Source organism: Rhodococcus sp. JS3073 (assembly GCF_026810085.1).
Classification (GTDB): Bacteria; Actinomycetota; Actinomycetes; order Mycobacteriales; family Mycobacteriaceae; genus Rhodococcus_F; species Rhodococcus_F wratislaviensis.
This window is the reverse complement of sequence record NZ_CP113951.1, coordinates 2909781-2927281: the sequence shown is the minus strand read 5'-3', so window position 1 is coordinate 2927281 and position 17501 is coordinate 2909781. Positions and strand designations below refer to the sequence as shown.

The 17501-nt window shown below is 66.2% G+C and carries 20 protein-coding genes and 1 tRNA gene; 15 read left to right on the top strand and 6 right to left on the bottom strand.

What is annotated here, in order from left to right; all coding sequences use genetic code 11:
* Nucleotides 1–54 precede the first annotated feature (54 nt).
* Together OYT95_RS13170 and OYT95_RS13165 are read left to right on the top strand one after the other, a co-directional pair.
* A complete protein-coding gene (locus OYT95_RS13170) occupies nt 55–1401 on the top strand; it encodes a lysine N(6)-hydroxylase/L-ornithine N(5)-oxygenase family protein (RefSeq protein WP_128639984.1) in 1347 nt (448 codons plus the stop codon).
* Nucleotides 1398–1649, top strand: a complete 252-nt coding sequence (locus tag OYT95_RS13165; protein WP_005244517.1) for an MbtH family protein — start codon at nt 1398–1400, stop codon at nt 1647–1649. The genes OYT95_RS13170 and OYT95_RS13165 overlap by 4 nt, the downstream gene beginning before the upstream one ends.
* A gap of 106 nt (nt 1650–1755) precedes the next feature.
* Here the strand turns inward: OYT95_RS13165 and OYT95_RS13160 are convergent, their stop codons facing one another.
* Nucleotides 1756–3195 carry a threonine/serine ThrE exporter family protein gene (locus tag OYT95_RS13160; protein WP_037241538.1) on the bottom strand — a complete coding sequence of 480 codons (1440 nt, stop codon included), beginning with the start codon at nt 3193–3195 and terminating at the stop codon, nt 1756–1758.
* Between the two features lies 1 nt (nt 3196).
* Nucleotides 3197–3574 (bottom strand): nuclear transport factor 2 family protein, encoded by a 378-nt coding sequence (locus OYT95_RS13155; protein ID WP_268791651.1) that lies wholly within the window; start codon nt 3572–3574, stop codon nt 3197–3199.
* A gap of 72 nt (nt 3575–3646) precedes the next feature.
* Here OYT95_RS13155 and OYT95_RS13150 point away from each other — a divergent pair.
* Nucleotides 3647–3718 (top strand) — tRNA-Thr (locus OYT95_RS13150).
* A gap of 27 nt (nt 3719–3745) precedes the next feature.
* Here OYT95_RS13150 and OYT95_RS13145 read toward each other — a convergent pair.
* Both OYT95_RS13145 and OYT95_RS13140 read right to left on the bottom strand, forming a co-directional pair.
* Nucleotides 3746–4882 (bottom strand): tyrosine-type recombinase/integrase, encoded by a 1137-nt coding sequence (locus tag OYT95_RS13145; RefSeq protein ID WP_268791650.1) that lies wholly within the window; start codon nt 4880–4882, stop codon nt 3746–3748.
* A 1-nt stretch (nt 4883) separates the two neighbouring features.
* Entirely contained in the window at nt 4884–5567 is a 684-nt protein-coding gene (locus OYT95_RS13140; RefSeq protein ID WP_268791649.1) for a helix-turn-helix domain-containing protein, read from the bottom strand.
* A 289-nt stretch (nt 5568–5856) separates the two neighbouring features.
* Here OYT95_RS13140 and OYT95_RS13135 point away from each other — a divergent pair, with 289 nt between their 5' ends.
* From OYT95_RS13135 to OYT95_RS13090, 10 genes are all read left to right on the top strand, one after another.
* Nucleotides 5857–6039, top strand: a complete 183-nt coding sequence (locus tag OYT95_RS13135; protein WP_268791648.1) for a hypothetical protein — start codon at nt 5857–5859, stop codon at nt 6037–6039.
* A 35-nt stretch (nt 6040–6074) separates the two neighbouring features.
* Nucleotides 6075–6290, top strand: a complete 216-nt coding sequence (locus OYT95_RS13130) for a DNA-binding protein (RefSeq protein WP_268791647.1) — start codon at nt 6075–6077, stop codon at nt 6288–6290.
* Between the two features lie 76 nt (nt 6291–6366).
* The gene (locus OYT95_RS13125; protein WP_268791646.1) at nt 6367–6822 is read left to right on the top strand and encodes a hypothetical protein; all 456 of its coding nucleotides are present in this window, start codon (nt 6367–6369) and stop codon (nt 6820–6822) included.
* A gap of 727 nt (nt 6823–7549) precedes the next feature.
* Complete coding sequence (locus OYT95_RS13120) at nt 7550–8344, top strand: bifunctional DNA primase/polymerase (protein WP_268791645.1); 795 nt, start codon at nt 7550–7552, stop codon at nt 8342–8344.
* Nucleotides 8344–9789, top strand: a complete 1446-nt coding sequence (locus OYT95_RS13115; protein WP_268791644.1) for a DNA primase family protein — start codon at nt 8344–8346, stop codon at nt 9787–9789. The genes OYT95_RS13120 and OYT95_RS13115 overlap by 1 nt, the downstream gene beginning before the upstream one ends.
* 550 nt (nt 9790–10339) lie before the next feature.
* Nucleotides 10340–11011: a hypothetical protein gene (locus OYT95_RS13110; protein ID WP_268791643.1), complete on the top strand. Its 672-nt coding sequence runs from the start codon at nt 10340–10342 to the stop codon at nt 11009–11011.
* Between the two features lie 100 nt (nt 11012–11111).
* Entirely contained in the window at nt 11112–11336 is a 225-nt protein-coding gene (locus OYT95_RS13105; RefSeq protein ID WP_268791642.1) for a hypothetical protein, read from the top strand.
* Nucleotides 11333–11770, top strand: coding sequence for a helix-turn-helix domain-containing protein (locus OYT95_RS13100; RefSeq protein WP_268791641.1), 438 nt, complete (start codon nt 11333–11335; stop codon nt 11768–11770). The genes OYT95_RS13105 and OYT95_RS13100 overlap by 4 nt, the downstream gene beginning before the upstream one ends.
* Nucleotides 11767–12240 carry a hypothetical protein gene (locus OYT95_RS13095; RefSeq protein WP_268791640.1) on the top strand — a complete coding sequence of 158 codons (474 nt, stop codon included), beginning with the start codon at nt 11767–11769 and terminating at the stop codon, nt 12238–12240. The genes OYT95_RS13100 and OYT95_RS13095 overlap by 4 nt, the downstream gene beginning before the upstream one ends.
* Nucleotides 12241–12254: 14 nt before the next feature.
* Nucleotides 12255–13058, top strand: coding sequence for a hypothetical protein (locus OYT95_RS13090; protein ID WP_268791639.1), 804 nt, complete (start codon nt 12255–12257; stop codon nt 13056–13058).
* Nucleotides 13059–13703: 645 nt separating this feature from the next.
* Here OYT95_RS13090 and OYT95_RS13085 read toward each other — a convergent pair.
* Complete coding sequence (locus OYT95_RS13085; RefSeq protein ID WP_268791638.1) at nt 13704–14336, bottom strand: hypothetical protein; 633 nt, start codon at nt 14334–14336, stop codon at nt 13704–13706.
* 207 nt (nt 14337–14543) lie between these two features.
* Here OYT95_RS13085 and OYT95_RS13080 point away from each other — a divergent pair, with 207 nt between their 5' ends.
* Nucleotides 14544–15458: an HNH endonuclease signature motif containing protein gene (locus tag OYT95_RS13080; RefSeq protein WP_268791637.1), complete on the top strand. Its 915-nt coding sequence runs from the start codon at nt 14544–14546 to the stop codon at nt 15456–15458.
* A gap of 316 nt (nt 15459–15774) precedes the next feature.
* The gene (locus OYT95_RS13075; RefSeq protein ID WP_037241533.1) at nt 15775–15978 is read left to right on the top strand and encodes an RNA polymerase sigma factor; all 204 of its coding nucleotides are present in this window, start codon (nt 15775–15777) and stop codon (nt 15976–15978) included.
* A gap of 10 nt (nt 15979–15988) precedes the next feature.
* On the opposite strand, the gene OYT95_RS13070 is transcribed toward OYT95_RS13075, so the two are convergent.
* On the bottom strand, nt 15989–17401 hold the full coding sequence (locus OYT95_RS13070; protein ID WP_268791636.1) for a lipase family protein: 1413 nt from the start codon (nt 17399–17401) through the stop codon (nt 15989–15991).
* Between the last annotated feature and the right edge of the window lie 100 nt (nt 17402–17501).

Sequence of the window (17501 nt, the reverse complement as noted above, 5' to 3'; positions counted from 1 at the left end):
GGCGGACGGCGGCTGGGTCGGGTGCGGCGCGGCGTCGAGGACGGACAACGAGCTATGAGTGAATCGCCGGAAACGGTCGGTACAGATCTCCCGGTGCGAGATGTCGTGGGTGTCGGATTCGGTCCCGCTAACCTCGCCCTGGCCATTGCCATCGAGGAACACAATGCGGAGTGCCCCCCGCGTGAGCGGATCAGCGCGCAGTTCTTCGAGAAGCAGGATCGATTCGGGTGGCATCCCGGGATGCTTCTCGACGGCGCGACGATGCAGATCGCGTTTCCGAAGGACCTGGTGACGTTCCGGAATCCGCGTAGCGCATTCACCTTCTTCAATTACCTCTTCGATCAGGGTCGCCTCGTCGACTTCGTCAATCACCAGACCTTCTTCCCGACGCGTCACGAGTTCCACGACTACCTGCAGTGGGCGGCACGCCGAGTGGACGCCGACGTGCGATACGGCACCGCAGTGGAGACCGTACGCGGAATCCGCGGCGACGACGGGCTGATCGACCGTTTCGAGGTCCGCACCGCCGACGGCAGCACGGTGATCGCGCGCAACGTCGTGATGGGCGCCGGTCTGCGGGAACGAATCCCCGAGTGGGCCAACCCCTCTGCGCGGTGCTTCCACAATCACCAGTTCTTGTTCCGGCTCGGCGAGATGCCGGCCCCGGTCCACCATCGGTTCGTCGTCCTCGGGGCAGGCCAGAGCGCCGCCGAGATCGTGCAGTACCTGCACGGAAACTACCCCGAAGCCGAAGTCCACAGCGTCTTCTCGCGTTACGGCTACAGCCCGGCCGACGACAGCCCGTACGCCAACCGCATCTTCGATCCGGAGGCGGTGGACGATCTGCACGGCGCACCGGAGGCGGAGCGACTGCGATTGCTGGATGTCCATAGGAGTACTAACTATTCGGTGGTCGACATCGAGCTCATCAACGAGCTCTACGCGACCGAATACCAGGAACGCGTACGGGGGCGTCGCCGCCTGTTCATGCGCCGCGCGTCGGAGATCATTGCCGTCGACGAGACTTCGGACGGAATCGAGGTGGCTGTCCGCAGCGGTGTCGACGGCCTCACCGACACTCTCGCCTGCGACGCACTGATTCTGGCCACCGGCTTCACTCCCGCACCCCTCGAGCCTCTGCTCGGCGATCTCGCGCCGAAAACCCACCCGCCACGTGAAGTGGGCCGAGATTACAGATTGGCGGTTTCACCGGACGTCACAGCGGGAATCTATCTGCAGGGCGGCACGGAGAAAACGCACGGAATCACGTCGTCGCTCCTGTCGAACGTTGCCGTGCGGGCGGGAGAGATCGTTACATCTGTCGTAACAAGGCGTGGCCGTAACGGCACGCTTGCTAGTGTGAACGCACAGGACACGTATGCGACAAGCGAGGCGAGATGAGCACCAATCCATTCGATGACGAAGAAGGCCGCTTCTACGTGCTGGTGAACGATGAGGACCAGCACTCACTGTGGCCCACGTTCTCTGAGGTGCCGGCAGGCTGGCGCGTGGTTTTCGGCGAGGAAAGCCGGGCCGCATGCCTCGAGTACGTGGAGAAGAACTGGACCGACATGCGGCCGAAGAGCCTGCGTGAGGCCATGGAGGCCGACGAGAAGTCGGGCGGACGGCACAGCGTCGACAAGAGCTGACCTCCCCGTCGCCGCGTGTCGGCGACGACGTGCCGGGACGACCGTCCGGTGAGACACCGGCGGTCGTACCCGGCAGACGGCCGAGAGGCCGTCACCTGAAACTGCCTCACGCCGCTTTCTGTGTGTGTGTTTCGACCGCCTTCCGCCGCCTCGTCTTGAAGACTGGGCGGCGGATGTCGTCTGTGCGACGCAGGATGCGCGGCCTCCGCAGGGTCCGGGCGATCCATTCGCCTAGCGTGACGCCCGCCGCGAGCGCGCAACCGATACCGAACGCCGCCAGCAGCGAGCTCAGTCCGATCACCACTTCGTTGTTGAGCAGGGCGTAGAGACCCCGGTACAGAGACAGACCCGGCAGCAGTGGTGTGATACCCGCCACCACGACGACCAGCGGCGGCGTGAGCGCGCGGCGGGCCATCAGACCACCGGCGAAACCGACCACTGTGGCTGCGAGCGCCGAACCGATGATGGGGCCGATGCCGAACTGGTGCGCCACCATGTAGACCAGGGCGCCGGCCGCGCCGCCGAACCACGCGGCCGTGAGGGCGCGCTGCTCGGCGTAACAGGCCAATGCATAGAACATCGACGCGAAAGCGCCCGACATCACCAGCACGGGTAGCTGCACGAGTTCCGTGATCTCGACGTTGACGGGCGGCAGCGTCGAACCCAGCACGCCGGTCAGACGCAACGAGATGGCCACACCGGCGATGATGCCGCCGGTCATCATGACCACTTCGAAGAATCGCGCCGCCGCCGTGATCGGTGCCCCCGTGATGGCGTCCTGCACGGAACCGACCAGCGACAACCCGGACAACAGCACCACCACACCGGCAGAAATGATCTGCGAGGGTCTGATCTCGACACCCAGCTGATCCTGGAACGTGTAGAGCGTCGCCGCCGGGGTCGCCGCCACCAGACCGCCCGCCACCTGCTGAAAGAAGAACGGCAGGCCGATGCGGTTGAGGACCCGGTTGACCCGGTAGATCACCATCGTCGTCAGGAAGGCGACCGATGCGACCAGCACCCCACCGCCCATCAACACGGAGACCGACGCGGCCATGGACGCCCAGGCGAGCGTCGCGATCCAACGGTTGTACGGGTGCGGCGCCGTGGTGACCGCGGTCAGGGCCTCGTGCGCCTCGCTGGGGGTGACGGCCTCACGGCGGATCCGCCGCGTGAGCCGGTCCACCGCCGCGAGACGGGTGAAGTCCATCGAGCGGTAGTGCACTATCCGCATCGTGCTCGCCGGCGGGAGGGTCGGCCCGCGGTACGCGGACAGCACGATGGAGTTGTACGTGACATCCACATCGCACTGGGCGAGGCCGTACGTGGCGGCGATGAACTGCACCTGCTCGGCGGTGTCCATCGCACCGGTGCCCGACGCGAGGAGCACTTCACCGACTCTCACGGCGAGGTCGAGTACTTCGGCGACCACTGCGTCGTCGGTGAGGTCGATCGGCTGCAGCGGTGTGGGTGCAGCGGTGACCGCATCGACCGTTGCGCGACGGTCGCCTGTGAGCCGTTGGAGGGATTCTGTGAGCTTGGCCATACTACGTGTCGGAGACAAGATCTTTCTCGGTCAAATCGGTAGCGGAGAGTGCAGACTCGAGTGTCTCGTGGCGGAACGTGGAGATGACCTGATCGTGGACGACACGGAATGCAGAGGCCAGGATACGCGTCTCCTCGGCCTCCGCCCACGTGGCCTGCTGTTCGACCACCAGCACGCCGTCGTAGTAATACATTCGCTGCGGAATCAGCGTGATGCCCGCGGTAGACGCCCATTCCCGCAGCGCCGCCAGGCCCTGAGTCGCGCCTTTCGGGCCACCCATCTCGATGTCGTCGCTCGACAGCGACAGCAGAGTGTCGATGTCGCCGGAGTTGAGGGCGTCGTGCCAAGCGAGGACGGTGGCGATCTCCGAGGTACTCATGGCTCCAACGCTATCCAATGTGGGCGGAAGTAGCCGACGTTCCTGCAATGGATATGATGGGCGCGCGTGTCCGCCTCCTTAGCTCAGTGGTAGAGCACTCGCCTTGTAAGCGAGCGGTCGTCAGTTCAATCCTGACAGGAGGCTCTACCAGCGGAAACGCTGCACCGCAGGTCAGCCCACGGAACCGGTCGAGGGGGTGGCCTGCGGTTCCTGTTTTGGACGCGTTTTGGACACGGAAGCGTCTAGTGCGTCCGCCACGGAGTCCAGGTCGGAGTCGAACAGGTCCGCGTAGACGTCCAAGGTCATCCCCGCGGACGAGTGGCCCAGGAGTCGCTGGACGACCTTCACGTTCGCACCCGCAGAGACCGCGAACGAGGCCGCGCAGTGGCGCAGGAGGTGGGCAGTGATCCGGGGGAACGTCGGGTCTGCCTTCCGGCACCGCTCGACCGCTCCGGACAGCCAGGATTCCTTGGACGCGGGGGGTCCGAGGTGGCCACCCGACCGGGAGGCCCACAACAGCTCGTCGCGGCTCTTCCCGACGCACGTCCGCGCCAGCTCGTCGGCCACGAACACCGGCAACGGGACCTCGCGGTGTTTGTGCCCTTTCAGTGTCCCGACGTGGACGACGGACCCCACGGTGACGGCGTTCTCGTGAACGAGGATCCTTCTCTTGAGGAAGTTGACGTCAGCCACACGCAGGCCCGCAGCCTCGCCCCACCGGAGACCTGTGTACGAGAGCAGCAGGACCAACGAGCGGTAGTGGCCCGCCTCCGTAGCCAGCGCTTCGACCTGGTCGTGAGTGAGGTAGACGTTCGGCTTCCGCACCTTCCGCGGGAGCTTCACGCCGCGGGCGGGGTTCACGGCCAGGAGCCGGTCCCGCACCGCGTCGTCGAGGATCCGGGCGAGCACCGAGTGCGCCGTCTGGACGACTACCGGACCCTTGGTGACGGACAGCTCTGCGACCCAGGCTTGCACCTCTGTGTACTTGACCCGGTTCAGCGGCACCGACCCCCACCGCGGCTCGCAGTGGACCCGCCACGCGGACTCGTACGACCTCCAACCGGACGGCTTGACGTGCGCCTTCTGACGCTCGACCCAGGCTGGCCCCAGAGACCCCACGGTTGCCCGCCCGGACGACGCTTGGACGAACGCTCCGGTCTGCTTGGCCACCTCGACCTGAGCGGCGTACGCCTGGGCGTCCCGCTTCGTCGTGAAGCCGCGCTTTCGGGTGCTTCCGTTCGACGGCGTACGGTGTCGGACCTCGTACCGGGTGCCTGCTTGCGTGGAGTACTTCGTCACGGTAGCCACGTCAGAGCCCCAGCTCTGCAGCAAGCTCCGAGCGCAGCTGGCGCGTCACCTGACCGCGTCGCTGGTTGCCTGCGTCCGGCTCGACGCGCGCCTCGCGCTCGTCGCCGAGACTCTTCCCCCAGAGTCTGAAAGACGCGGCCAAGAGGACGCCGAGGTCGACGCCGAGGGACTTCGCCGCTCGCCGGTCCGCAAGCGACGAAGACTCCAGCGCTTCCAGTACGCGACCTAAAGTCTCGTCCGTAGAAATCCCCAGTTCCGCCTTGGCGTCGGCGACTTCCGGCCACCCCGCGGCCCGCACGAGTTGAGGCAGGCTAGCGTCTCTCTCTGGGTGCCTTTCCGGGACGCCCCCTGTCCGCCAGGAGACCGGCTCGCCACTGACCGCGGACACGAGGTCCGCCCCTTCGACAACCAGTGAGTGAGAGAGTTCGACCGTCGCGTCTGTAGCGACCAGGTCCGCAAGCCGGACGGGTGTCTCCGTCACCGCCGACAGCACCGACGCCAACGCGAGGACGGTCGGCAGCGTCGGCTGGACCTTCCCGCTCTCCAAGTCGCCGACTCGTCCGAGACTCCAGGGCCAGCCGTGCTTTCGCGCCTCTTGTGAGACCTGCTCCAGGGTCGCTCCCGCGTCGAGTCGGAGTTTTCGCGAGTTCAGGCCGACAACCCGGCCGAGGTCTGTAGTAGTCACTCGAGTAACTGTACTCGTAGTGACGCGACTTAACGAAGAGTGGTGCCACCTTGTGTGTAGTAACCCCAGTAGTGTTTACTTGTTACTAGATCCCCGGAAACACCAACGGAAGGAGCACCCCGTGAACACACTCACCGCCCTCGAACTCGCCGCCCTCGACGCAGAAGAGGCCGCAGCCGAGGAAGCCGCCCTCGAAGCCCGCGAGAACGCAGCGATCGACGGCGAAGACGACGAGTTCTGAGCCTCCCGAACACCCCGCACACCCCACAACCACACACAGGAGCCAGCCGTGAACGCTCAGACCGCCCCCGCAACCACCGTTTCCGACGTCGTTTACGGACTCCTGGAGCTGGCCGCGAAGACCGGAGAGGCGAACCCGGTCGAGTGGGTCGCCGCGAGGATCGCCAGCGTCCCCAGCGACTCCGTCCGCACCGAGTACCAGGCCGCGTTCGACGCGTTGCTCGGCCGCTAACCCCACCCCCCGCACGAAGCCCGAGGAGGCTCCCGTTGACGAACTCGCCCGCCCTGCCCACGCTCTACACCCCGGCTCAGGCCGCGGAGTTCCTGCTCACGACCACGGGAGCGCTCTCCGCAGCCCGCTACCGCGGAACCGGTCCGAAGTTTCGCCGCCTGGGCAGTCGGGTGGTCTACGAGGCCCAGGACTTGGTCGCTTACGTGAACTCCGACGTCAGGACCGGAACCGCCCTCGACGCGACCGCTTAACAGAACGCCCCGGTGGGTGCGCCAACACCCCCGGGGCAACGACAGACCCTCAACCCTGACAGAAGAAGGAGCTAACGTGACCCTCAGTCAAGCAACAACCCAGCGCGGGCGCAACACCCGCGGACTCGACCTGGAGTCCCTCGGCCTGCTGCTGAAGCAGCTCCACGACTACCGCTCGCGGAAGTACGGCGAGCTGGTGGAATCCGTCTACTTCCCCGGAGTCCGCGTGGGAGTCCACGCGTGGACCGGACACGCTCCGGACGGGGCTGTCTTCCGCGTGGTTTCCACGCACGGTGCAGAAGTGCTCGCCCTAGTTCCCGTGGTGGAGCTGGCGTTCGACGCTGACGCCCTAGCGGAAGACCGGATCTCGGCCACCCTCGACCAGTCCCGCGTCTGGCTGGCTCGGGAGGTTCCGCGTGTGGTGGCCGCGGTTGAGTTGGCTAAGCGGCAACTCTTGGTCAAGGCAGCCGCGGACGAGGCAGCGGCCACGGCTGCCGACACGCGCACTTGGTGGACTGGAGACCCGTCGTGACCGCCCTGCAGGTACGGGTCGTCTCCTGGGCAGTCGCGGTCTACCTCGTCGCGTGGCTGGCCTTGGTCCTGTGACGCGCGCCACAGGCTAGTCCCGTGCCCTCCGGAAGCCCCGTTGGTGTTCGAACCCACTCGAATACCGGCGGGGCTTTCTGGTTCGACGGAAGCCAAGCGGGAGGGTCGACGTGGGCACCGCGGCCAATTGGGAAGTCCAGCGCGACAACGCAACCGGGGTTCTTCCTCTCTCCAGTCCGGACCGTACTAAAGGTGGTAACAGCTTTTGAGGAAACGGCCGACCTGGTTTTGTTCGTTGGGTGACCACACAGCCAAGCACTCCAGACCAGGGCCAGTCTTCGGCTTCGGAGGACGCGGCCTACCACGAGAAAAAGCGAGCCCGGTCCCGAGCGAAGTACCAGCGGATCAAAGCGGATCCCGCCCGAACTGCGCTGGCCAAGGCGACCCGAGCTCGTTGGAACGAAGACCGTAAGGCGGGGTTCCCGGACCGAGTTCCGCAACCGGTCCGGTGGGCCGACGAAGACCAGCCAGACCCCGAACACGACTGAACCCGTCTCGCTCGTTACGAGACGGGTCCAGTCAGAGCGTCCAGTTACCCAGGAACACCAGCACGTTTCAGGGTACACGAGACGCTCCTTCCTCAGAAGGAGTTACTACGCCGTGAAGTACGAACTGCCACAAGCCAGGACCGCTGACGAAGCGCGGTTAGCTTCGTGAGCGCACCGTTCCGGGACCACGGTCCGCGGCTGGCTGCCGAAGGCTGGGCGGTGTTTCCGGTTGCCCCCCGTGGGAAGTCGCCGCTGGCCGGTAGCCACGCGTACAAGGACGCCACGACCGACGCCCTCGTCGTAGCCGAGTGGGCTCGCAAGCACCCGACGTCAAACGTCGCCGTCTGCCCGGACGGGTACCTCGTCGTGGACGTTGACCACCCCGCAGAGTTCCTGACTTTCGTTGCGGAACAGGGTCTTTCGCCTCTGCCGTTGACGCGGACGGTACGGACCGGCCGGACTGGGGGCTTTCACCACTACGTCTTGCTGCCCGAGGGAATCGACCCACAGCGCCCCCTGCGAGGCACACTCCCGGGAGTGGACCTGGTCGGCTCGAAGAAGCACGTCCTCGCTCCGGGGTCGGTCCACAAGACGGGCAAGCTGTACTCCTTGGCCCGGGACCTTCCTTTGGCTCGTCTCGGCTCTGACTGGGCCGAAGCGATCACCAGGCCCGCGCCGGTCGCGAGGCCGTCCGGGGCGCGTCCAGGGGGCACCTCGGGGGTGTCGAGTCCGGTCGGCCTGGGACTGGTTCGCACGCTTGGCGTTCGTCGTCCCGGGTCCGGACGTCGCGCTTACTTCTCGTACTGCCTCGGCACCGCCTACAGGGATTACGGCGGAGACCCGGAGCTGCTCGACAGACTCCGTACAACAGCGTTAGAGATCGGCCTCACAGAAGGGGAAGTAGACCGGCTCACTGACTGGTTCGCCCGCGAGTACTCAACGAACGGCGGAAGCAACTAGTGAAGAAGTCCAGCAGGCCGAGTTTGAAGAACGGTTCGCAGCACGTACTCGACCCCGTGGGTGGGTCGGTGGACAACGAAGCCGCAACCCTCTTCGCGGAGGCCGCACGGGACTTCGTGCGGTACGTCGCCACGGACCGGTCCTGGGCGGTGTTCGACGGCACGCGTTGGCGGTTCGTGGACGAAGCGCCCGTGGTCGAACTGTGGAACGAGTTCCGGACGAGGCTCCTCGTGAACAAGCTCGACAAGAAGGGCGAACCCTTCGTGGCGGACGTCTCTTCCTCGAAGTTCCAGGCGTCCTCCGTGGTCTGGATGGCCCGCGGCAAACACCAGCTCCGGACCGAGCGTGGCGAGTTCGACCAGCGTAAGTACGAGTTGAACACGCCCGGTGGTGTCGTTGCCCTCCGCACCTGCGAGCTGCTGCCCCACGACGCGTCCGCGTTGCACTCCCGGATTGCCGGGATGACCCCCGTTTTCGGGGTCACTCCGACACGGTTCCTGGCCTGGCTGGACGAGGTTTTCCTAGGGGACGCGGAGTTGATCGCCTACGTTCGGCGACTGCTGGCAATGTGGGTCGTCGGCGAGGTCGGGGAGCAGATCCTGCCGGTGTTTTTCGGTGAGGGCGCGAACGGTAAGGGTGCGCTCCTGGAGGTCCTTTACGCGCTGCTCTCGACCGAGGAGAACGTCGGCTACGCCCGGGAGGTCTCCGGAGACTTCGTCGTTAAGACGAAGTTCCCGAAGCACGAGGCAGAGGTCGCCGCCCTGTGCGGTGTCCGACTGCTCGTCGTGTCGGAGCTGGAGGCGTCCGACGTCTGGAATATCAAGCGCGTCAAGGAGCACTCCGGAGGCTCTCGACTGACTGCCTCGTTCAAGGGCCGAGACCCGTTCACGTTCGAGCCGACGCACTCGATCGTGGTGGAGACGAACCGCTTCCCGACGCTGGAAACAGTGGGTACCGCGGAGCGTCGACGCTTCGTGATGCTGCCCTTCGACTACGAGGTTCCGGAGGATATCCGGGACCGCAACTTCGCGAAGAAGCTGGTCGCGGAAGAGGGTCCGGCAATTTTCGGGTGGATCCTGGAGGACACGAAGCGCTACCTCGCCGAGGGGTTGCCCGCGAAGCCCGCGCGGGTCGTCGCGGCGACAGACTCGGAGCTGGACTCCCTGGACCTGCTCCAGCAGTTCGTCCAGGAGTGGTGCGAGTTCGGCGACGACGCGTGGGTGTCCACCTCGGAGCTGTTCCTGAAGTACCAGCTGTTCTGCGTCACGCTGGACGAGAAGGCGCTGAGCAACAGGGCTTTTCGGACGGACTTCACGCGCCGGTTCCTCCCCGCCGCACTCGCCACGGACAAGGACCCCAGCGGCAAGCGGCGCGCCTGGAAGGGCGTCCGGTTGCAGACCCGCTCCGCGAGGGACGCAGACCCCGCCGAGAGGGTCTCCTCGTGACGCTCCGGACACGAACGGACAGCTCTCGGACAGCTCTCGGACACGACGAGAAGGCTTCGTGTCCGAGACTCGGAGCAGCTCCGTCCCCGGTCAGAGGGGGTGAGACACCCTTCGGACTTCTTTTTCGGACACTTCGGACACAAAAAGAAAGGTTACGCACAAAAGAGAGCGCAGCCCAGAGGAGGGCAGGACGTCGACAACAGCAACTCAACGACTTTCGGACCGGACCTCTCGTTTCGTGTCCGACGTGTCCGAAGGAACCCCTCCGGAGAGCTCGCACCCCCTTTGACCTGCGGTGGAGCAGTCGGAAGCCTCGGACACGAACCACTCTCGTTCTGTCCGAGCCGTGTCCGACGGCTGTCCGGGAACGTCCGAAACGGACCCCCGACGCCCGCCTCAACCCCCTCGGGAAGCGCCCCCTGCTTTCGTCTTTCACCGACAAGAGACCAAAAACGGGGGCGTCTCCTCCCGGGTCCACCTCGACCGGACGTCACCGCCCGACACAACTCCACACGTTCGCCTCAGAACCCCACGAACACAGGAGCTCCAGTTGAGTAAGCGCAAGAACGCCCGGACCGCAGACCAGGTCCACACCTGGGCGACAGAACGACTCGTCGCCGACGAGGAGTCCCTCGTTTCGTTGAACGACGCCGCCGCAGACTTCACCCTGTGGCTGGAGCTGAACGAGGCCACAACGACCGCGACGCCCGCCGGTCTCCGAAACGCGCTCAGCAAGCACTGCTTCGGTCCGGTGTGGCGACACAAGCGCGGGGGCCAGTGGGTCTCGGACTACCGCGGCTGGCGACTGCTGACCCCTCAGGTGGTCGAAGAGCTCCAGGACGTCGAGGGAGTCGAAGAGGTCGAGGCCAAGCAGACTCCGGCCGCTGCCCTGTCCGACGAGCCGCCCCGCGGTCCGAAGGGTGCCGTCTGGGCTGCCGTCCGCCTCCGCCGAGCGTGGGTCCAGGGTCACCTCGGGTGCGTCCGCCTCGGTGACCTCCGAGCGGAGGACCGCGAGCTTGGCGCGAAGTTGCGACTCAGTCCGTCCGCGCTGAAAGACGCCCTCTTCCTGGTAAAACACGACCTCGCCCGAGTCCTGGAGGCCGACGCCACCGAGCGTCGCCACACCGCCTGGCTGGACGCCGTCAACCTGGCCGACGTCGAACGCGAACTCGCACGCCTCCGGAAGGCCGAGAACGCCCCGGAGGTCCTGCAACCCGCCTGAACTCCGCGAGTCCGTTTCCTTGCCCAGGAGACGGCACGAAGACCCCACCGCACCGAGGGACGCCCCGAGAACGTCAACCAACGACGCGAAGGAACCCGAAGTGAAGCAGCTCCGCACCAGCAAGACCAGCACCCGCACGACCTCAACAACCGAACAGACCACGGTCGAGACACTCGACTACTCGCTTACGGAAATTGAGGCTCTCTTGGACACCGCCAACGCCCAGTACGGAACCGGCGCGCACACCGCCGCACTCTCGGCCCTGACGCTCGCCGTCGTGGGTCTGACCGCCGAGCTTCGCGCCAACCGCGAGGCCCAGAAGTGAACAACACCACGGACCAGTCCGCAGTCTTCGTCTCGGGGGCTGTGCTGCTCAGTCCGGCCGCTGCGTCCTTGACCGCAAAAGCCTTGCGCGTGGCGAACGAGTCGCTCCTCGGCTTGGGGGGCGCAGGGCTGACCCCGGCCGTGCTCGCCGTAGGCCAGGCACTGGAGCGAGCCACCCGCGCCAGCGTCGCTCACGAAAACACCAGTCACGCAAGCGGCCTTGAGAACACCGCTGGTGAACTGGGCTCAGAAGCCGACACGCTCACTGCAACACAAGCTGCAGCCGAGTTGGGGATCACCGCCTCCGGCGTTCGCGACCTGGCCCGCAGGGGCCGGGTCCGAGCAACCAAGCACGGCTCGACCTGGACGTTCGCAAGGCACGAGGTCGACGCGTTCCGCACACACCGCAGACGGGGAAACGAGGAGGACCAGTGACCGCAATCCCGAAGGGCGTACCGGCTCCGCTCCACGTGCTGTGGGCTCCACCGAAAGCCAAGGCCGCAACCAAGGCCGCGACGAAAGCAGGACCCAAAGTGGTAGCCAAGAAGAAGACAAGCGCGCTGCACAACGCAGAGCGAGACGCCGAGGTGGCCCGAGCACGGCTGACCGGCCGGATCTCCGCGTCCCGAGTGGCGCACTTCAAGGAGCGGTACGACAGCTCGCCCTACGAAACCAGGCGTTTCCTTCGCAACCTCCAGCCGACTCTGGTCGACGCGAGCAGCCTCTCACCGCGGGACGCAGCCTGGCTCAAGACCTACGAGGCGCGGGCCTCGAAGACACCCGAGGTCGAACCCCGCAGTGGTGAAGACCTGAGCTGGTTTGGTTCGTCCGAGACCAAGCAGGACCCGAAGACCAGCACGCCGACCAACAACCAGCAGTCGTCCAACGACGACGCCTGGTTCTGAGCAAGGAGCACGAAGTGGCAAGCACACAGGACGTAAAGGGCCTCGTTTCGACGGTCCGGGCACTCGGTGCCGAACTCCCGCTCGACCTCAGTCAGACCGCCCAGCTGTTGCTTGAGGTCGAGGCCGCACGACCCGTCCGCGACGAAGTCCGCCACGCCGCAGTACAAGCAGCAGCGTTCGCACCGGGTGCAACGACCGAGTCCGTGCTGGAAGCAGTCGAACTCCAGGCCGAGGCAGGCGCAGGAGCCGCGTTCAGCAGCAGGCTTCTTGAGTTGGCCCAGGCCGCACTCGTGACGCGCTTCGCCCAGGAACTGCGCGGACCCAGCGGCGACGCGTTGCTGGTCGGACTCCGCACCGGTTTCGACGCGAGGGTAGCCGCACCGTTCGCCTCGGCGAACCGGCTGGGGATCGTCGGACTCTCGGCCGAGGCGATCCTCGCGAACGGGACTGAGGCCCAGGCCGAAGCGTGGCGCGCTCTTCCCGCAGCGGCACAGTACGGCGACCGGGTGTACCAGCTCGTGGTTGGCCTAGTAGGCGCGTTCAACGTGGTTACCAGCGGCGAGTACGGACCTCGGGCAGCTGCGGCAAGCTTCTTCGCCCACAACGCTCACGACTTCACAACTACTGCAGTGGGCTTCGCACGAGGCGGTGGCGTCTGGAGTTCAGGCCGCGGCCAGCTGAACACGGTCTCGGAGGCCCAAGCGATCCTCGACGACGCCGCACCCCAGGCGCGCCCGGAGCGCGAGAACACGACCCGGGTTGCCGTCAACACCCTGCACGCCGGAGGCGACGACGACGAGCAGGAGGTAGGGATCTAGTCCCCTGGGGGGGGAGGGGGTATACCCCGTCAAAAATTTCGAACCACCTACCCGAGACCTCCTCCGCGACACAGTCTCTTTTTCTCCCTCCGCGCTTCCCGGGAACTTCGGAACCCCTTCCTCGGCCCCCAGAACACGGGCTGAGGTCGGGAGTCCGGAGGAAGCAAAACGAGACACCAGAACGACCCCACAGAACTCCTCCACGCGGTCTTTTCCTCCCCTACGGCACCGAACCGCGCCGAGGACCGGGACTCCGCCCGTCTCGTCAACAGGCGGAGTCCCACCCCCAAACTTCAGAGAGCGTTAAAGTCCCCAGTCTGGCCTCCTTTGTCCGTTCGAAACCAGGCTGGAATCCAAGGGCGACGAGCTGGCCTCACCCAGCCTTGACCCGCCCTGCGCTCTACTCGCGTCGACCCGCAAGGGTCCGCCACGAACCCCCCACTCTTGTTCCCGGCTGGTTGCGAGAGTGGGGGGTTTCGCTGTACCTCCGGCCGGTGGCCGGCGCCTGCCCACGCTCTTGGGGCCGGCGCCTGCTTCCGGTCGGTTCCGGACACGCGCCGGCCGAAGAGCGTGGCAGGCCCGCGCCCTGGTCTCGAACGCCGTCGACGCAAACCTGAGGAGTCTCCCGTAGGCCAGTCAGCGCGGCTACGAGTCGGAGCGTGTACCAACGACGAAGGCCCCGTCCGGGTCTGGTTCCGTTGGTGGCGTTTGCGTGGGCAGAGTCTTTTTGGCCTTGACGGCTCCGTGCTTTGCCGTCTGTCCGACTGTCAGCGTCACCAGCTCGGCGACCTGCTTGGTAACACCCTCCATTGCCTCGGTCACCTGTTCGGCTGCTTCCACTGCGCTGTCCTTGTACGGGTGGTACGCGAAGGCCCGTTCGTGGGCCTCGACGCGCCAGGCTTCGACAAGGTCCACGCACTCGACCAGGTCGGGGTCTTGGGTGACCAGCTTGACCGCTGTTAGCCGCCGTTCAAGCTCCCGCCCGCCCTCGTGGAAGGGGCCGTAAAGGGACTGGGTGCTGCCGGTCGAAGGCTTGGGATCGTTGCGAATTCCGTCGACAAAGTCGGTCGCCAGAGTCGACCAGGTGGCGTCCTGTTCGGCCACCGCGAGGACAACCTCGCGGAGTTTGTCTTCGAGCCGCTCTGTTCGCTGCTCGGAGTTCTGCTTCCGTTGGTGCCACTGCGTCAGCAGGACACCGCCGAGCGTGCCGACGACGACCAGACTGCTAGCCGCGACCGGCGTCCGGCAAAACTCCAACAGCAACTCCCCTGTGTCCACCACCGGAACGCTACCGGTGCGCGCCGACACCACGCGCCGCCCTGCTTTTAGTTCGAGTCTCGGGTGGACTGCTCCGGGGGACCTCGACGAGCCGGACCCGCCCCAGCACCCGCGGAGTCGCCGTGAGTGTCTCCCCGTGGAGGTCGTGGGCACGCCGAGGGGGGATTGCCCGAAACCGTCTGAAGCCCAGGATGTTTCGCTTTCCCTGTGAACACACAACTCACCGCGGAGTACGTCGAGTCAACCAAAGCCCGGATCCTCTCACGCGTCAAAGTCGACCCCGTTTCGGGGTGCTGGCTCTGGCAGAAGCCAAGGAAAGACCACTCGTACGGTCACCTCTCGTTCCTTGGACGCCCCTGTCGCTCGCACCGCGTCGCGTACACCCTTTGGGTGGGGGCCATCCCCGAAGGTGCCGTACTCGACCACGTCGCTTCGCGGGGGTGTACCAGTCCACTTTGCTGTAACCCTGAGCACCTTGAGCCGGTCAACCTCTCGACCAACACGAAACGGAGCTACGAGGTCCGTTTCGGGGGTGTGGACGTTTGCGCGAAGGGCCACGACCTGACGGTGGAGGAGAACGTAACGCACCGCAAGAACGGTCAGGTTCGGTGCCTGGTCTGTGGGCGCGAGAGGATGCGGGAACTTCGGGCCGCGAAGAAGGCCGGAACTCACACGCCCAAGCCCGCGACGGAGCTTGACCGGTTGTTGGCGAAGACGAAGCTCGCGCCGAACGGCCGGTGCAGGCTCTGGACGGGTGCGGTTGGAACAGACGGCTACGGTCGGCACCAGTTCCGGGGCAAAGGTGGGAAGGCGCACCGTGCAGCGTACGAGCTACTGGTCGGACCGATCCCCGCGGGCTTTACGGTCGACCACCTGTGTAAGACGCCCTTGTGTGTCAACAAAGAGTGCCTCGAAGCCGTGACCAACCACGAGAATATCCTCCGGAGCGGTAGCGCAGCGGCCCTGAACGCGCGGAAAACACACTGCCCGCAGGACCACGCTTACGACGAGGTCAACACGTACCACGCGCCTTCCGGTCGCCGCGGGTGTAAGGCTTGCCGTCGTAGTCGGAACAGGGCTGCCAGTGCCCGCCGAAAGACGACGTCCAAGGCAGGTCTGTAGGTAGTTCCGCGTGGACCCCGTTTTGGACACCGGTTGGACCCATTCCGCCCTCAGCTGCCGTGTCCTCGTGTCACCTGACGAGCGGTAACAGTTGTGGTCGGACCCGGTTTGGCTGCGTTCCCGCAGGTGGTCGCGGACCTGTTCGGTCAGTTCAATCCTGACAGGAGGCTCCACCGCGGAATCGCCTCCGCACACAGAGGGCCACCTTCCCCCGGGAAGGTGGCCCTCGGTCTTTGCCGCACGGTCACCCCGGGGTGGGCGGTTCGTCACCCTGGGGTCCCTGTTTCCGACCCCGCCGGTCATTGACGATGAGTGCATGCAAGTGAATTCGTGCAGGTCGGCGGTACTGGATGCAGTGGAATCGTTGCCCGCCCTCGAGAGGGAGACACTGGCCCTCGTGTATTACCGGGGAATGTCCTGCGACGAGGTGGCGGACACGATGCAGACCAGCGTCGCCACCGTCCGGGACCGCCTCCACGAGGGGGCGCGCAAACTGCTCGCCGGTGTCGGCGGCCTCTGAACCCGCGCCCTCACGTACCGATCGGCTGACCGAGCAGACTCGCGATCGTGTCACCGACGATCGACGACCACACCGGCCACGTCGCCTGGTCGAGGGCCATCGATCCCACGTCGCGGGTGGTGCATCCGGCGTCGGCGGGCACCCCGTCGAACCGGTCCCGCAGCCACAGCAGTGCGCTCGCGGCCGCGACCGGTTCGAGGGACAGGTGCTCGCTGGCGTGGTCGCGGGTGTACGTCACCCGGGCGTTCGGGTCCTGGCAGTAGGTGTCGACGAGTGCGTCGACGGGCCGGACCGGTACCAGCCAGTCCGGGTTCGCCTGGTACATGAACATCGGCACGTCCGGGACCCGATGACCCATCTTCGTCCGGTCGAGGACCGATTCGACCACCGGATCGCGCAGCGGGTCGCCGCCGGGGCTATCGAACAGGCCCCTCAGGTTCGCGAACGGCAGGAGTGCTGCCTGATAGCTGACACAGAGATTGCCCTTGGCGGCCAGGAGTTGCTTGCCGAGTGGATTCAGGTGCGTGTCGAGATACTCGGCGAGTTCGGGATAGTCACGGCTCACGCCGAACACGCCGCCCAGCACGATTCCCGCACCCAGGTTGTTGTCCGCGAGATCGACGAGGGCGCCGAGGTCGGCGGGGATGCCGCCTTCGGCCGCGCCGACGATGTTCAGGTCCGGCGCATAGCTCGCGTGGAGTTCGGCGGCGTGACCCGTCGCGATCGCACCTCCGGAGTAGCCCATCAACCCGACCGGAGTCTGCCGGCCCGACAGCCCCAGTGGGTCGAAGTTCTCCGCAGCCCGGATCCCGTCCAGGGTGATGCGGCCGGCGAGGGGCCCGGCCGCATACGCGGCGTTCGGGCCCTGGTGATCCGGCATCACGACGGCCCATCCCTGGGCGAGGGCGGCCTGCGCCTCGAGGAACTGCAGCGGCGCGACGATCTGACCGGTCAGCGGCGCGGGCACGGACCACTGCTGTAGTGCGTACGAGGCGGCGCAGTACTTGCCGAGGGAGTCTTCCGCCGGCTGGAGCGAGAGCAGATTGCGGACGCCGTCGATCGTGCCCCTCGGTTTGACCACCGTCGCGACGGCGGGGATCGGCTCGTCCCGCGAGTTGGTGGAGCGGTACGACAGCTGCCACGCGTCGACGTTCACCGGAAGCACCGACAGGTTCGCCAGGTGGACTTCGCGGGCGGCGATGACCTCGCCCGGCTCGGCCGCCGCGACCACGTCGGCCGGTGGTTCGTGGAAATCCCGGTCGGCCTCCGGCCAGGCGGGAACGGTAGGTGCCGGCTGCACGTCCACGGACGTTCCGCCGTCGACGGGAGTCCCGACCGACGGCGCGGCGACGGCGAGCTGTGCGCCCACCACCATCGCTCCCACCAGCAGCATTCGCCGTCGAAGCGCTCTCGATCCGATCATGTGGTCCTCCCCGGGCCGAAGTGAGACGCCTATGTCTCACTTTGAGGCAGACCTTAGATCAGGTGTGACGGGAATCGCAATACTCGCGAGTAAGTTCGGC

Coding starts and splice junctions, on each gene's coding strand:
- OYT95_RS13170 (WP_128639984.1), top strand. CDS start 55: ATGAGTGAATCGCCGGAAACGGTCGGTACAGATCTCCCGGTGCGAGAT.
- OYT95_RS13165 (WP_005244517.1), top strand. CDS start 1,398: ATGAGCACCAATCCATTCGATGACGAAGAAGGCCGCTTCTACGTGCTG.
- OYT95_RS13160 (WP_037241538.1), bottom strand. CDS start 3,195: ATGGCCAAGCTCACAGAATCCCTCCAACGGCTCACAGGCGACCGTCGC.
- OYT95_RS13155 (WP_268791651.1), bottom strand. CDS start 3,574: ATGAGTACCTCGGAGATCGCCACCGTCCTCGCTTGGCACGACGCCCTC.
- OYT95_RS13075 (WP_037241533.1), top strand. CDS start 15,775: ATGCAAGTGAATTCGTGCAGGTCGGCGGTACTGGATGCAGTGGAATCG.
- OYT95_RS13070 (WP_268791636.1), bottom strand. CDS start 17,401: ATGATCGGATCGAGAGCGCTTCGACGGCGAATGCTGCTGGTGGGAGCG.